At 64.2% G+C, this 12713-nt stretch carries 17 protein-coding genes; 4 read left to right on the top strand and 13 right to left on the bottom strand.

From position 1 onward, the window contains the following. Positions 1-55: 55 nt before the first annotated feature. Positions 56-571 carry a GNAT family N-acetyltransferase gene (locus I1E95_RS04290; protein ID WP_231594857.1) on the bottom strand — a complete coding sequence of 172 codons (516 nt, stop codon included), beginning with the start codon at positions 569-571 and terminating at the stop codon, positions 56-58. On the opposite strand from I1E95_RS04290, the gene I1E95_RS04285 reads away from it, so the two are divergent. Further along, entirely contained in the window at positions 565-1032 is a 468-nt protein-coding gene (locus I1E95_RS04285) for a secondary thiamine-phosphate synthase enzyme YjbQ (RefSeq protein WP_197165755.1), read from the top strand. The genes I1E95_RS04290 and I1E95_RS04285 overlap by 7 nt on opposite strands. A gap of 481 nt (positions 1033-1513) precedes the next feature. Here the strand turns inward: I1E95_RS04285 and I1E95_RS04280 are convergent, their stop codons facing one another. Next, the gene (locus I1E95_RS04280; protein ID WP_197165753.1) at positions 1514-2152 is read right to left on the bottom strand and encodes a thermonuclease family protein; all 639 of its coding nucleotides are present in this window, start codon (positions 2150-2152) and stop codon (positions 1514-1516) included. 110 nt (positions 2153-2262) lie between these two features. On the opposite strand from I1E95_RS04280, the gene I1E95_RS04275 reads away from it, so the two are divergent. Beyond that, on the top strand, positions 2263-2823 hold the full coding sequence (locus I1E95_RS04275; protein ID WP_197165751.1) for a DUF4236 domain-containing protein: 561 nt from the start codon (positions 2263-2265) through the stop codon (positions 2821-2823). A gap of 19 nt (positions 2824-2842) precedes the next feature. Here I1E95_RS04275 and I1E95_RS04270 read toward each other — a convergent pair whose 3' ends face one another. From I1E95_RS04270 to I1E95_RS04260, 3 genes are read right to left on the bottom strand one after another with little or no spacing between them, the layout of a single operon-like run. After that, on the bottom strand, positions 2843-3511 hold the full coding sequence (locus I1E95_RS04270) for an alpha/beta family hydrolase (protein ID WP_197165749.1): 669 nt from the start codon (positions 3509-3511) through the stop codon (positions 2843-2845). Then, the gene (locus tag I1E95_RS04265; RefSeq protein WP_197165747.1) at positions 3501-4187 is read right to left on the bottom strand and encodes an HD domain-containing protein; all 687 of its coding nucleotides are present in this window, start codon (positions 4185-4187) and stop codon (positions 3501-3503) included. The genes I1E95_RS04270 and I1E95_RS04265 overlap by 11 nt, the downstream gene beginning before the upstream one ends. Before the next feature lie 20 nt (positions 4188-4207). Then, the gene (locus I1E95_RS04260) at positions 4208-4468 is read right to left on the bottom strand and encodes a hypothetical protein (RefSeq protein ID WP_197165745.1); all 261 of its coding nucleotides are present in this window, start codon (positions 4466-4468) and stop codon (positions 4208-4210) included. A 506-nt stretch (positions 4469-4974) separates the two neighbouring features. Between I1E95_RS04260 and I1E95_RS04255 the strand changes: the two genes are divergently transcribed. Then, on the top strand, positions 4975-5433 hold the full coding sequence (locus I1E95_RS04255) for a hypothetical protein (RefSeq protein ID WP_197165743.1): 459 nt from the start codon (positions 4975-4977) through the stop codon (positions 5431-5433). 36 nt (positions 5434-5469) lie between these two features. Here I1E95_RS04255 and I1E95_RS04250 read toward each other — a convergent pair whose 3' ends face one another. The 8 genes from I1E95_RS04250 to I1E95_RS04215 form a co-directional block, all read right to left on the bottom strand. After that, positions 5470-5841 carry an AbrB family transcriptional regulator gene (locus tag I1E95_RS04250; RefSeq protein WP_197165741.1) on the bottom strand — a complete coding sequence of 124 codons (372 nt, stop codon included), beginning with the start codon at positions 5839-5841 and terminating at the stop codon, positions 5470-5472. Between the two features lie 106 nt (positions 5842-5947). Continuing rightward, on the bottom strand, positions 5948-6160 hold the full coding sequence (locus tag I1E95_RS04245) for a hypothetical protein (RefSeq protein ID WP_197165739.1): 213 nt from the start codon (positions 6158-6160) through the stop codon (positions 5948-5950). A 422-nt stretch (positions 6161-6582) separates the two neighbouring features. Next, entirely contained in the window at positions 6583-7143 is a 561-nt protein-coding gene (locus I1E95_RS04240; RefSeq protein ID WP_197165737.1) for a class I SAM-dependent methyltransferase, read from the bottom strand. A 60-nt stretch (positions 7144-7203) separates the two neighbouring features. After that, a complete protein-coding gene (locus tag I1E95_RS04235; RefSeq protein ID WP_197165736.1) occupies positions 7204-7458 on the bottom strand; it encodes a hypothetical protein in 255 nt (84 codons plus the stop codon). Between the two features lie 132 nt (positions 7459-7590). After that, positions 7591-7878 (bottom strand): DUF167 domain-containing protein, encoded by a 288-nt coding sequence (locus I1E95_RS04230; protein WP_197165734.1) that lies wholly within the window; start codon positions 7876-7878, stop codon positions 7591-7593. A 496-nt stretch (positions 7879-8374) separates the two neighbouring features. Beyond that, a complete protein-coding gene (locus I1E95_RS04225; RefSeq protein WP_231594856.1) occupies positions 8375-9727 on the bottom strand; it encodes a transposase in 1353 nt (450 codons plus the stop codon). A gap of 385 nt (positions 9728-10112) precedes the next feature. Continuing rightward, positions 10113-11339, bottom strand: coding sequence for an IS256 family transposase (locus I1E95_RS04220; protein WP_197165731.1), 1227 nt, complete (start codon positions 11337-11339; stop codon positions 10113-10115). 105 nt (positions 11340-11444) lie between these two features. Continuing rightward, a complete protein-coding gene (locus I1E95_RS04215; protein WP_197165729.1) occupies positions 11445-11606 on the bottom strand; it encodes a hypothetical protein in 162 nt (53 codons plus the stop codon). 173 nt (positions 11607-11779) lie between these two features. Between I1E95_RS04215 and I1E95_RS04210 the strand changes: the two genes are divergently transcribed. Beyond that, positions 11780-12709, top strand: a complete 930-nt coding sequence (locus tag I1E95_RS04210; protein WP_197165727.1) for a calcium-binding protein — start codon at positions 11780-11782, stop codon at positions 12707-12709. The last annotated feature ends 4 nt before the right edge of the window (positions 12710-12713 follow it).

The raw sequence follows: 12713 nt of genomic DNA, 5'->3' as shown, positions 1-12713 counted from the left end.
GCCTCGAACGCCCTGCGGAGGTCATCCCCGGTCTTCAGCCGCAGCGGAATCGCCTTCATGCGCTTGGCCCCTCCACCAGACCCTTGAACATCACCAGGGCATCGACATAGCCCAACTGCTTGTGGCGAAAGGCCCCCGGCAGGGTGCCGACGATCTGAAAGCCGTTGTGCTGCCAGCAACGGATGCCAGCGGTGTTCGTGCTCACCACCAGGTTGAACTGCATCGCCCGGAACCCCAGCCGCCGAGCCGCCTGCAGGGAGTGCTGGCAGAGGCGGCTGCCGATTCCCTGGCGCCGGCAGTGCTCGGCCACCACGTAGCCCGCGTTGGCGACATGGGCGCCGAGGCGCAGGGAGTTGGGCCTCAGGTAATACGTGCCCACCACGGCCCCGGCGGCATCCACAGCCACCATCACCGCCTGGTTCTGCTCCACCCAGGCCACCTGGGCCTCGGCCTCCGTGATCGCCGGGTCGTGGGGGAAGGTCTCGCCAGCGCGGAACACTGGCTCCAGCAGCCGCCACACTCCACGCCAGTCGAGGGGCTCAAACGGGCGGATCTGCAGCGGGGATGCCACCGGCGCCGGCGATGCCGATCATCAAGGCTGTGATTGTCTCGCCCTTTGATGCCGCCATGCGTGAGCTGCTGCACTTCGCCACCCATCGGGCCCAGGAGCTGGTGGACATCACTGAGGCCGTGACCGCGGTGGTGCGGCGCAGCGGCATCGCCAACGGGCTGGTGCATGTCTACGCCCAGGGCGCTACCGCGGCTGTGATGATTCAGGAGAACTGGGATGAGAGCGTTCAGGAGGACGTGATCGATTTCCTGCGCCAGCAGATCCCGAAAGGTGTCTGGAAGCATGACGCCCAGGACGGCAACGGTGATGCCCACCTCAAAGCCGGTCTGGTGGGGCCGTCGGAAACCATCCCGCTGATCGACGGGCACCTGGGCCTCTCGCGCTGGCAGAACATCTTCTTCTGCGAGTTCGATGGCCCGCGCCAGCAGCGCTCGTTGGTGGTCACGGTGCTGGCCGCCTGATCACCCCATAACGGAAGGCGCCCCATGTGGGGGCGCCTTAGCACCAGTTGCGGCGGTCACCTCCTCACACCAAGGACGGCCGATCGGGTGTCTGTGGGTTCACGCATGACCTGTCTGGGGCCTGGCAGGGAAGGGATGGGATCACGTCTCCGGGAAGAGATGCTCGGGGCTTGACCTTCTCGGCTGTGATCCGGGCCCGGGTTATGCAGCCCGGGATTTGAACACGCGGGAAACGGAACTGGCGTATTGCTCTGTGCGGCTACGGGATGGCGTTCGCGCTGCGCCATCAAGTTCACAGTTGATGCCTCGCATGTTGGGCGTTCCTCCGTTTTGCGCACCGGCTCGGGTGATCCCTGGCCGGACTCTCTTGGAGGGTGAGGGTCGGGTTGGCTACCGGGCCTCCCCTCAACTTCAAAGTACGCCTTCTGTGCGGCTGTGGGGGTCTGTTGGAGTACCTGTTCCCGTACCCCCTAAAAACCAGTCATCGCAACGATTCACAGGCTTGCCCATCGCCGTTGCTGTCGAGATAGGTGTGTCCCTGGCGCAGCAGCTCCTGAGCACGGTCGTAGGAGCCGATCTCGCTGCAGCGGTATCGCCGCCCACCGGGAGTGGTGCCATCGGGGATCTCCGCGGCACTGCGGCCCCGGCGGAAGTCCCAGGGGCGGGTGATGCCGCCCTCCACCTGCCAGACCCCGTAGCGGCGCCGGCTGGCCCGGAACTCGGCATCGAGATACTCCTTGGCATCACAGCCGCTCAGGTAGCGGCGATAGGTGAACGCCTGGCCGTCTTCCACCATCGCCAGACCGATGTTGATGTCTGCGATCACCTCAGCCACCAGGCGGCCATAGCGATCCGTGGTCTTGACGCCGAGCGCTACGACGCGGCCGATCGGCAAACGCTGCTGCAGATAGCGGCGGGCCTGCTGGCCATAGGGGTTCTGGGCTGTCTCTGGAGCATCGATGCAGGCCAGCCGAATAGTGACCGGCCGGCCGCCCTGGCGGACGCGCATCGTGTCGCCGTCGCCGATGGAGAGCACCTCCGCCTGCCTGGTCTGGGCCGATCCGGCAGCCGGCAAGGTGACCACGAGGGCCAGCAGCAGGGTCAGCCAGCGCGATGCCATGGCTGGAGTCTGCATCGCTGCCAATTCGATGCGCTGGGTGCATGAATTTGCCGCCAGCCAGTACAGAAGGCAGCCTGGTGATTTGGCCCGGGGGGGCGTACCGCTGAACCATGGGCTTCCGCTTCCGCCGCTCCACCCACCTCGGCCCCTTGCGCTTCAACTTCGCCAAGGGTGGGCTCAGCTCGATCTCCGTCGGTGGCCGCGGCGCGTCGTTCAACATCCCGGTGGCCAGGTCCGGTGGCCCCCGCACCACGGTGGGGTTACCTGGCACCGGTCTGAGCTGGAGCGTCGAGCACAGCGGGGAACCAATCACCCGGCCAGCAGCGATCCCAGCCGGGTCTGCCGCAGGTCTGCCCAACAGCCGTCGTCTCAAGCCCGGTCAGCTCGATGCGCTCAAGCAGAGCTGCCTGACCATGCTGCGTGAGCAGCTTCTGCATCCCGGCAGCAGCACCCAGCAGCTCTGGGAGCTGGGCCTGGTGAGCCGCCTGCTGGTCGATCCTGCAATCGGCGCCCGAACCACAGGCCTTCTGGCCGTGATCGAAACACCAGAAGCGATGGAGGACTATCTGCTGCGGGCCCAGGGCCAGGACGATCTCAAACGCCGTGCCCATCGCTGCATCGAGGCAGCCCAGGAAGCAGTCCGCTTGGCCCAAGGTCGGGGATGGCTGTAGGCGAAGGCAGCAGAGGGGCTCAGCAGTTGAGCAGCTGCCGCAGGAACCGATCGCTCAAGGCCACCGCCGTGGCCCAGTTCTCCGCTTCGCTGAGGCCGGAGCTGCGGGTGGGCTTGAAGCTGTGGTCACCGCTGGGGATCCAGCGCAGCTGCACCTGCGGCGACAGGCTGTAGGTCTCCACCTCCTCGCGGCGCCCGAAGCTGTCCCGCTCCCCTTGCAGGATCAGGGTTGGAATGTGCAGGTCGGCCAGGTGCTCGGTGCGCAGCTTCAGCGGCTTGCCGGGCGGGTGGAAGGGATAGCCCAGGCACAGGCAGCCGCGCACGCCATCACTGGCGGCCAGCTCATCGGCCAGCAGGCTGGCCACCCGGCCGCCCATCGACTTGCCACCGATGAACAGCGGCCGGCCCGGTCGCTCCGTCTTCTCCAGCTGCACCTGCTGGCGGAACGCCTCTTGCAGCACCGGCATCCGATCAGGCCCCTGGCGGCGCTCCAGTATTCGCTGCCGGGCCATGTACGGAAACTCGAAGCGCACCACCCGCCAGCCCGACTCGGCCAGTCCGCTGGCGATGGCCGCCATGAACGGGCTGTCCATCGGCGCTCCAGCTCCATGGGCCAGCAGCACGCTTGCCGGCGCGACCTCAGGTCCATCGATCAACCGCGGCGCGGTGGTGGTGGCCTCAGCCGTCATGGGCTGATCTGCTCCGGTGCGTCTCCGGTCGCTCCAGGTACCCCGCCGCCCACACCGCCGGGGCCAGGCCTGCGGGTACCAATCTCCCGTAGACCTCGCTGGTGAGGATCTCCTTCACGGATTGTCCGAGCAGCTCGGTGGAGCGGCTGCCGGGCAGCCGGTGGCTGAGGGTCTGGTGGATCCGCAGCAGGTACCAGGCGGTGCCATCGATCCCCGCATTGAACCGCTCCCAGCTGCTGGGGTCCCGGCGGGCATCGAGCACCATGTCGCGGGCGTTGTGGGCCTTGTCGGCTGCCGTGACACGCAAGGAGCCCACACTCTTGTGCTCAAGCGAGGCCACGTATCGGGTCTTGCGCAGCAGCCAGGGTTCCTTGCCTGCACCGGACAGGCCGTCGGCGGTGTCGGTGCAGTCGCGCACGATGCCGGCCACCTCCGGCCCAAAGCACTGGGCGATCGAGTCGTGGCTCTGGTCAGCGTCTTCAATCGCATCGTGCAGCAGGCCGGCGATCGCCTCGTTCTCGCTGCCGCCGTCCTCCCAGACCAGGCCGCTCACGGCGATCAGGTGGGAGATGTAGGGCACGGGCTTGCCCTTGCGGGTCTGATTGCGGTGCAGCTGGGCGGCCCAGAGGAGGGCCTCGTCGTAGCGCTCGCTGTGGGTGGGGGGTTTGTTTGTCATCGGCTTCATCTGCTGGGGGTTCATGGTTTGGCTTTGGCCTCCGTTTCTCGCACTTTGCGGGCCTCACAGGCCTCACAGAGCAGGTCCATTTCGGCTTCCGGGAGGGGCTCCTGGATCTCGCCGCCATCAAAGGCTTCGGCGTCGAAGTAGCAGCGGGCCCGCTCCTCGTGGATCCGGTCCCACCAGTCGCCACCGATCAGGCGGCCCCAGAGATCGGGGAAGGGTTGCCAGGCCCCGCGGACGGCAGTCCAGATCGCTTCGGTGTCAGGGCCATCACCCATGCGGGCCAGAGTGACGGGCCTTTCGTGATTGACGTCGTCATCATCTTGCCAGGGATCTTCCTTGGCGTCATACCTTAATGTCATCGGTGTCTCCGGGGTTAGGAACACCCCCCGGGCAGCGCCTGGAGGTTCATTCTCACCCGATGAGCCAGCCATCACGCTCGAGCTGATGACGGCACAGGCGGTGACCACAGAATCAGAAAGTTCGAAAAGATCGTCATAAGATGGATCCAATCAGAGCTGGAACCAGCTCCCCACAGCCACAGGATCGGGGAGCTTTCTCATACCGGCTGACGTGGAGTTCACGGCCTGACGGCTTGCCCCTCAGCGGCTGCAACCAGTGGGCTGTCGGCATAAACCCCTATTGCACCCCTCGACCAGCCCATTCCAGGGTCGTGTCATCGGGGTTGGGAGGCCCTGTGACGGATGACCTGCCCCTGCTCTGAAACGCTCCACCGGCGTTCCTGTCATCGGGGCGGTTCATGAACCTCAACCACTGCACCTTGATGGATCTCAGACATACCCTCAGGACCCTGGCCGAGAACTACCGGGATGCCCTGGCAATCGCGATGGGGAGGCTGCTGGACCAACCCAGCTGGAGCCTGGAGGCCACGATGGTGCTGATGCACACCGAGAAGCGTTGCGCCACCATCGGCCCGGTGAGTGCACTCTCATCATTCCTGGAGCACACCCGACCGGAGCTCGATACCTTCCTGAGGCTGCAGGACGAGGGGATGGAGTTCGAGGAGGCCTACCAGCAGTGCCTCGCGGAGCAAGGCCAGGACTTCCTCGAGGCCTGTGAGGTCGCCGAAACCAGCCCGGCCCTGCTCACCCACGACACCCTCGTCGAATTTGCCGCCCTCTCCCAGAAGGGCTTTGCCCGCACCCCCCGTGAACTCCTGGTGGTGGCGAAGTGGCCGGACTACGTCAGCGCGTTTCTGGTCTCCTGCCGGCAACTCCACTGAGATCAACTCCACCGCAGCTGGTGGCGAGGTTGACCCTCACGCCGCCTCATCAACGTCTCCGGCAGGGACCAGACGAATCGCCTTCCTGCCGATCTTGATCTCGAACTCATCGCCGGGCTCGAGGTCGAGCATGGCGGTGTAGGCCTTGCCCACCAACAGGTTGCCGTTGCCCTGCACCCTGGCCACGTAGCTGAGCGAACGGCCTCCGGGTCCCTTCCCCGTGCCGTCTCCATGTCCGAGATTGACGCCCTTGGCCTCCAGCAGGGCCTCATAGAAGGCCGTGAAGTTCAGCCGCTCGCTGCCGTCCTTCTTGGTGCTCACATAGCCGGCAGCACGGACCAGATCGGACTTGGAGGCATCTCCCAACTCCTTGACCTTGGCGAGCAGGTCAGCACCGGTGAGGGCCATGAATGCAACGAGTTGATAGATACAAGCTTACGCCAGGCTGGTGGAGGTCTCAACAACCTGATGCAGCTGGCGGTGCCTTCAGCGGAGGCTCTCGCAGGCTGTCCTGTCACTGTTTGCGGTCAAGATCTCCAGGTCCGGTTGCATCAACGTCGATACATCCCTGCACCAGGAGCCCCGAAACCAGCTCCAGGGCGAACCCCGGCTCCGGAAGCAGGCCCACCGACACCGCCAGGATTTTCCATGGGCCGTGCTTCCACTCCCAGCCCTGGTTCGCCCACACCGGCGCCAGGCAGGACCCCTGCGCCGGAGGCAGGACCACCAACACCGCCGACACCTACACCAGGTTCCCGATCGAGGCCAGGCCCTGCCGCTCCGAACCCTGCACCAGGAGCCACACCCGCCCCGGATGCCGGGCCCCCGATCCCCCCGGGGTTCGGCCGAGCCAGACAGACACTGCCGGCGGCCAGGAAGAGGGCCACACCACAGACGGCCAGAAAAGCGAGGTCATGGATCCTTTTCATGGCAGGGGCGTGGCAGACGGCACCTACCGAGCAGGAGCCGCTGCTCAGAGGTCTTTCCCAGTGCATTCCTTCGCTGTCCAACATCACCAAGTCTTGACTGATCGCCTCAACGTTCTGCCGGGGCGGCCAGGGACGCGCCCAGCAGCAGAGCCGCTCCCTGTCCAGCCGCCATGCTCAGGAGTCGGCCAGACAGAAGTAGGGATCCGCAATGGGTGCCCCCTCACTGCTGCAGGTGGAGGTCTGCGATCGCATCGCCGGCCTTCCTCCGTTGCGCCATGAGGTATCCAGACGTGTAGGTCAGCGGCACCGATTCCCCGTGCAGCCGCTCCAGCGCCTGTCTCAGCTCAGCCAGCAGAGTTTCCCGCACCGCCGGATCGAGGGCCAGAAACGGCGAGTAGGTGGTCAGAAGGGTGAGGTAGTCGTCGATTGTCAGGCGGCTCTCCACCACACACCGATTCTCGTGAGCTCCCTGATAGAGCGGAGACTCCAGCAATGGTTGCCCCAAAACCGCGAGAATCCCCGCCACCGTGGCGGCATCTTCATAGGGGCGGTCCAGCTCAGGCGCATGGCGGCGGTAGATCGTCCGCAGTGCCTCATGGGTCAGAACCGGTGGCTGCAACTCCTTGTTCCACAGCAGGATCAACCAGCCGTTCTGCCGCAAGGCTTGGGCTGCTTTCGGATAGGCGATCTCCGGAGGGATCCAGTGAAACGAGCTGGCGGCCACAACCGCATCGAACCGCTCCTGGTGAGGTTCCCATTCCTCCAGAGAGGTGGTGACCACCTCGACGTTCGGAAATCGTTGACAGGCCTCCTGGGCGAGCAGACAGAAATCAGGGTTGGGCTAAATGGCCACGATCCCGCAACCCAGCTCCGCGAACGACACCGTGGCCGTGCCTGGTCCACAGCCCACCTCAAGAACCGTCGACGTTGCCGTCAAACCAGCCCGCGCCACCACCGCCTCCACCAACTGCTGCGGATATCGGGGCCGGGTGGCGGCATACGCCGCGGCGGCCGGCGAGAACCAGCCACGGCGATGCTCCACGCTCTGGGCCGCATAGGTGGCGATGGTCTCCTTGATTTTGGCCACGGGATCCATGGAGCCTGAGCGGTCGAGGGAATCGCCCCCAGGCTGTAGCAGGTAGGCAGTCGCAGTTGACAATCAGAACCCAGTTGCCGACCTGCTCCGATCGAGCAAAGCCGCAGGGCATCAGCTCCAGAGAGGCTCTGCTCATTTCTGGCGGCCCCTCAACCCAAGCAGGGCACACCGCACCTCGTCCACCGAGAACCCTTCCACGGCGATCCATTTGCGCCGGCTGCTCTGGCCACGCACCAGGGCCACCCTGCTGGCAGCGACGCCAAGACGCTCGGCAATGAACCGCTGCAAGGCCTCATTGGCAGCACCCTCAACCGGCTGGGCCGTCAGGCGGATCACCACCGCGTCATCTCTCAGCCCCACCACCTCGTTGCGACGGCTGCGCGGCTGGATCCACAGGGCGATGCTCTCGCTGGCCGTCATTCATCCCATCCCACTGCCTGCGCGGCTTGCATCTACATGCCGCCGTGCCAGCCTGCGGGCCTTGGGCGTGCTGCCGGCGACGAAGTCCTTGGCCCGGCCCGTGAAGGCGCCTTCATGAAGACCCATGGCTCCGCGTGACGAGCGGTGTCGACTGTGGGGGTGCCCGTTGCTGGCTCCCGTGGGCTGGCCCATCGTGGCAGCAACGGGATTCGGAGGCTCCATCGATGGACGACACCCCCCCTGAGCAGCAGCAAGGAGCGCGCTGACGATCCGGCCCCTGCTTCAACACCCTCAACGGATCACTGGCTTCCCTGGCGTGTGACGCCGTCGCCGTCCATTGCACCGCCCTAGGAGTTTGTCGCCAATAGAGCAGCGGGCCCCTGGCCACGACGAACCGTGGCTGAGGTGAACTCCAGCAGCATTGTTCGTCTGCTGAGCAGGTTCATTCAGGCGGGTTTGAGTCAGCCCTGGCCGTGCTTGCCAAGGCCGTTGCCCCTCATCCCGTCGTTGCCGCCAGCGCCAGCTGCTGTGATCGCCTGAACCGGAACAACTTGAGCAGGTTGTGTGTGGCAGCGATCAGGTGCCATTCACCATCGACCTTCTTCAGACCCCGCAGCAAAAAGCGCCGCAGGCCCCTTGCTTCCTTGATCTGGCCATTCACCGGCTCCACGATCGCCTTGCGCTGGGCGTAGATCTTGGAGCCCTTCTTGCTTCTGATCTTTCGGACCATGCGGGCCTTGGCGTCGGCATCCTTGGGCATCGGCCCGCGTTTCGGCGGTAGCGGCTGGCCGTGGGGGAGGCGACCGGTGGCGATGTAGGCGTCAACGCCCTGATCAGCGCAGACCTTGGCGTTGGTCTCGCTCCAGTAGCCCGCGTCCATCGTCATCACATCCGGCAGTGCGCCAGCGCTGTCAGCGATGCGCCCCAGCATGGGAGTCAGGTGCTCGACATCTGGGGGCTGGTTGCTCACACCCACCGCCACGATCACCTGGTGGTCGCTGTCGACCGCCAGCTGACAGTTGTAGCCCTGCAGATAGGAGCCGCCTGACTGCATCAGATGGCTCTCGGGGTCAGTGAAATTGCGCTGGGTCTTCTTGGTTGGTGTGCCGTCGACCCTCCTGGCCAGGCCACGCCTGGGCATCGCATCAGCCGTAAGCGGCTGCAGATCCGGCAGCTCCTGGCCGGCGTTTTCGGCGGTCTCGATGGCCTGCTCCCTCGCAGCTTGAGCTTTGGCAGCTGCAGCCTCAGCTTTTCTGGTCAGCTCGGCCTGTTCCGCTGCTGGTGCATCGGCCTCGCGCGCAGCCGCCGCTTTGGCGCTGGATTCCTCTGCTTCCTCCCATCGCTGCCGCGCTGCTGCTGCAGCGGTTTCCGCCTCCATCTCCTTGCGCGCCTGGCGGATCCTGGCCAGGCGGCTCTGCTTGTGCCGCAACGCATCGGGCAGCTCGCTGCCGCGTTTGCCCTTGCCGTACCGGCGATCCTCCTGGGCATCCAGGATCTCGGCCTTGCGCATCAAGGCGTTGATCTCTTTCTCCAGTTCCTTCTCAGCCCTGAGCATCCGCTCGTGGCTCATGGCTTTGTGTTTGGAGGCACTGGCCTGCACCTTGGTGCCATCGAGGGCTACATGGCCCAGGCTCACCATGCCGGCCTTCTGGCAGAGCCGCAGGATCTGAATGAACAGGCCTTTGAGGGCATCAAGGTTGCGGCGCCGGAATTCACTGATGCGGCTGTGATCAGGTTGCTGATTACCAGTCAGCACCCGGAACGCCAGGTCCTCGTAGCAGGCACGCTCGATCTTGCGGGAGGAGACGGTGCCGACGCAGTAGGCGTAGAGCAAAAGCATCGTCATCATCCGCGGATCAAACCCTTTCTCCCCGCGGGGATCCTTGGCCTGAGCGGGAATCAGGACCTGTGAGAGATCCAGCTCATCCACCAGATCCAGCAGGCCGCGTCCCTTTGCGTGGTGTAAAACCCGAGGCCCGAATGCCCTAGTCAGAGGGTGAACAGGGTGGAATGACGGGCTGTCATTCCGGAGGTGCAGATGCGCCTCGTTCAATCACGATGAATCAGGACGAATGACTTGTCAAGTCTTTCGTCAGCTTGCGGATGTGTTGTGAGTTGGAGTGACTTCTGCGGCCTGGAGGTGGCAGCGGCCGGCCCCCGGGCTGCGATCAAGGCCGCTGCGCCCTCTGGGGGCGCTGCAGCCTCGATCACCTGGGGCCTGCGTCCTGCCTCTCTCAGGTGCTGAGGGCCTGGAGAGCAGGGATGGCATCCAGCTCCGGGATGGTCGCCATGCTCTCGGCTGAGAACATGCGCCGGCCCTCCAGCTGCCAGTGCTCGTGCTGCTCCAGCAGTACCGCGCCCACCAGGCGGGTGATCGACGCGTCGTTGGGGAAGATGCCGACGACCCTGGTGCGGCGTTTGATTTCCTCGTTGACCCGCTCCAGCAGGTTGGTGCTCCAGATCTTGCGCCAGTGGTCCCTGGGGAAGGGCCGGAAAGCCAGCACGTCCTCCTTGGCCTCATGCATCAGCGCAGCGGCCTTGGGGAAGCGCTCCGCCAGCGAGGCGGCCAGATCGTCCCAGCGTGACGCGATCTCCTCAGCGCTCTCCTGGGCGAACACGCTGCGCAGGGCGGCGGTGACCATGCCCTGGTGAGCCTTGGGGACGCACTGCAGCAGGTTGCGGGCGAAATGGACGCGGCAGCGCTGCCAGACGCTTCCCTGCAGCTGGCGGCGGATCGCCTTGGTGAGGCCGGTGTGGGCGTCAGAGATCACCAGCCTGACGCCACCCAGGCCCCGTTCTTTGAGATGGGCGATGAACTCCGCCCAGAAGCTCTCGGTCTCGCTGTCGCCGACCTTGAGGCCCAGCAACTCCCGGCGACCATCCTCGTTCACCCCCATGGCGACGACGACAGCGCGGGAGCAGACCTGCTGAGCCTTGCCCAGCCGCCCCTTGAGGTAGGTGGCATCGAGGTAGACGTAGGCGTAGCCGCTGCTCTCCAGGGGCCGGCTCAGAAACGCCTGCACCTGCTGGTCGATCTCCTGACAGATGCGACTCACCTGCGACTTGGAGATGCCGCTCTGGGAGCCGAGCGCCGCCACCAGGGCATCGACCTTGCGGGTCGAGACCCCACCGATGTAAGCCTCCATGATCACCGCGTACAGGGCCTGATCAACCCGGCGGCGGGGTTCGAGGATCGAGGGGAGGAAGCTGCCCGCGCGCAGTTTCGGGATCTGCAGTGCCAGATCCCCCACCTGGGTGGTCAGGGTGCGAGGCCGGTAGCCGTTGCGGTGGCCGAGCCGCTCCTCGGTGCGCTCGTGCCAGTCCGCACCGAGGAAGGCAGCGAGCTCCAGCTCGATCAGCTGCTGCAGGCCGTGGCGTGCCAGTTCAGGGATCAGCTCCCCGGCACTGCTGCCATCGAGTAGCGAGGCCAGCTCAGGTACGGCAGCATGGGTCTTGGGCATGGTCTGTCTGGTTGAGGTGGTTCTCAAACCAGGGAAACGGGCCTGCCCACCCCTTGCAACGTCAGCCGTGGAGCCGATCGCCTGAGGTGCGGACGCTCAGCCCGGCTACGCCGGGCTGAGGCCCTGGGGATTTACACCACTGCCGGGGACGCCAGCATCCAGCAGGAAATACACCTGATGGTCATCCGACAGCCATTCACTCGGTGAGGCCGGCAGCAAGGAGGTCTGTCCCGGAACCCAGGGGCGGAAGGTTTTGGGCTTTTGCATGCCCCATTTTATCGAGCAGATCCATTGCAGTCACTGGGATCTGGGCAGATTCAGGGGCGTCTGTGGAGAGTGCGGGCGACGATCTATGCGCGACAGGCTCCTAGCCGCCTTCTCTCTGTTGTGATTTGCCGAGAATCAGGATATGATTTGAGAAAAGTCAAGGCCTAACTATTATGGCTAATAATCTTAAGAGCTTTAAGTTCACTAACAAAGCAGACACAGCGATTTCAGTGACAGGCTGGGAGGCCCCCGAGGGTGTTGTTATAAATGCACTTGCTGGCAATGACATCATTAAAGGCACCAGCACCTACTCCGGCATCTCCAACTACGGCACAATCAATACCGGCGATGGCAATGACAGGATTACAGGCACCGGCGGCACCGGTATCTACAACGACGACGGCACAATCAATACCGGCGATGGCGATGACATCATTAAAGGCACCGGCACCGGCTCCGGCATCCTCAACTACGGCACAATCAATACCGGCGATGGCAATGACAGGATTACAGGCACCGGCGGCGACTTCTACGGCATCTTCAACTACGGCACAATCATTACCGGCAATGGCAATGACATCATTAAAGGCACCGGCACCGGCGGCACCGGCGACTTCGACGGCATCGAGAACGACGGCACAATCAAAACCGGCGATGGCAATGACATCATTAAAGGCACCGGCACCGGCTCCGGCATCTCCAACTACGGCACAATCAATACCGGCGATGGCAATGACAGGATTACAGGCACCGGCGGCACCGGCTCCGGCATCTCCAACTACGGCACAATCAATACCGGCGATGGCAATGACATCGTCGATGCACTTGAAGGTGGATTCGATGGAGATGGAACAACATATCTTGATGCTGGCAATGACACCCTAAAAGGATTTGGTACTGGTAATTTTTATGGCGGCGCTGGCACAGACAAGTTATTTTTTGGCGAAGGCACCTACGTAATTAGTGGATCCACTGTCGTATCCGATGGCGAGACAATGAAAGTTTTTGAGTTTGAGAAAATTGGAGGCGCCAATGGCGGGCACTTCGACTTCCAAAATGGGACTCTTACTGTTAACGCCGCAGGAGTTGGCACATTTGCTTGATTGC

The organism is Synechococcus sp. CBW1107, assembly GCF_015841355.1.
Taxonomy (GTDB): Bacteria; Cyanobacteriota; Cyanobacteriia; order PCC-6307; family Cyanobiaceae; genus Regnicoccus_A.
This window is presented reverse-complemented; position numbering and strand designations above follow the sequence as displayed.

What these genes read in the sequence shown, in the direction of transcription:
- I1E95_RS04215 (WP_197165729.1), bottom strand. Translation starts at nt 11,606, where the DNA reads ATGCAAAAGCCCAAAACCTTCCGCCCCTGGGTTCCGGGACAGACCTCC.
- I1E95_RS04285 (WP_197165755.1), top strand. Translation starts at nt 565, where the DNA reads ATGCCACCGGCGCCGGCGATGCCGATCATCAAGGCTGTGATTGTCTCG.
- I1E95_RS04275 (WP_197165751.1), top strand. Translation starts at nt 2,263, where the DNA reads ATGGGCTTCCGCTTCCGCCGCTCCACCCACCTCGGCCCCTTGCGCTTC.
- I1E95_RS04230 (WP_197165734.1), bottom strand. Translation starts at nt 7,878, where the DNA reads ATGACGGCCAGCGAGAGCATCGCCCTGTGGATCCAGCCGCGCAGCCGT.
- I1E95_RS04250 (WP_197165741.1), bottom strand. Translation starts at nt 5,841, where the DNA reads ATGGCCCTCACCGGTGCTGACCTGCTCGCCAAGGTCAAGGAGTTGGGA.
- I1E95_RS04225 (WP_231594856.1), bottom strand. Translation starts at nt 9,727, where the DNA reads ATGATGACGATGCTTTTGCTCTACGCCTACTGCGTCGGCACCGTCTCC.
- I1E95_RS04220 (WP_197165731.1), bottom strand. Translation starts at nt 11,339, where the DNA reads ATGCCCAAGACCCATGCTGCCGTACCTGAGCTGGCCTCGCTACTCGAT.
- I1E95_RS04270 (WP_197165749.1), bottom strand. Translation starts at nt 3,511, where the DNA reads ATGACGGCTGAGGCCACCACCACCGCGCCGCGGTTGATCGATGGACCT.
- I1E95_RS04210 (WP_197165727.1), top strand. Translation starts at nt 11,780, where the DNA reads ATGGCTAATAATCTTAAGAGCTTTAAGTTCACTAACAAAGCAGACACA.
- I1E95_RS04260 (WP_197165745.1), bottom strand. Translation starts at nt 4,468, where the DNA reads ATGGGTGATGGCCCTGACACCGAAGCGATCTGGACTGCCGTCCGCGGG.
- I1E95_RS04235 (WP_197165736.1), bottom strand. Translation starts at nt 7,458, where the DNA reads ATGGATCCCGTGGCCAAAATCAAGGAGACCATCGCCACCTATGCGGCC.
- I1E95_RS04255 (WP_197165743.1), top strand. Translation starts at nt 4,975, where the DNA reads ATGGATCTCAGACATACCCTCAGGACCCTGGCCGAGAACTACCGGGAT.
- I1E95_RS04265 (WP_197165747.1), bottom strand. Translation starts at nt 4,187, where the DNA reads ATGACAAACAAACCCCCCACCCACAGCGAGCGCTACGACGAGGCCCTC.
- I1E95_RS04280 (WP_197165753.1), bottom strand. Translation starts at nt 2,152, where the DNA reads ATGGCATCGCGCTGGCTGACCCTGCTGCTGGCCCTCGTGGTCACCTTG.